We start from the raw sequence: 255 nt of genomic DNA on the forward strand, positions 1-255 counted from the left end.
TTGATTACGAAGAATTTCTGGAAAAGGTCCTCAAAGGCGAAACGATCAGCCGCAATGAAAACTGTATTCAGAAGCGGATCCAGCTGGCGCATTTCCCAAATCGGATGTCTCTGGAAGACTTTCAAACAGAACATTTGAGAATCGAAATCCAGCAGAAAGTAAAAGAGCTCTCAAGTCTGGACTTTATAAAAAATGGAGAAAACGTAATCCTGATTGGAAATCCAGGAACGGGAAAAAGTGCCTTGTCTATCTGTC

General features: G+C 41.6%; 1 protein-coding gene. It reads left to right on the top strand.

The features are described 5' to 3' along the window. Nucleotides 1–17 precede the first annotated feature (17 nt). Nucleotides 18–255 (top strand): ATP-binding protein (locus Afil_RS10970; RefSeq protein WP_255658401.1); only part of this gene is annotated, 238 nt, incomplete at its 3' end.

It is taken from the genome of Allobaculum fili, from assembly GCF_020969955.1.
In the GTDB taxonomy this organism is placed as follows: Bacteria; Bacillota_I; Bacilli_A; order Erysipelotrichales; family Erysipelotrichaceae; genus Allobaculum; species Allobaculum fili.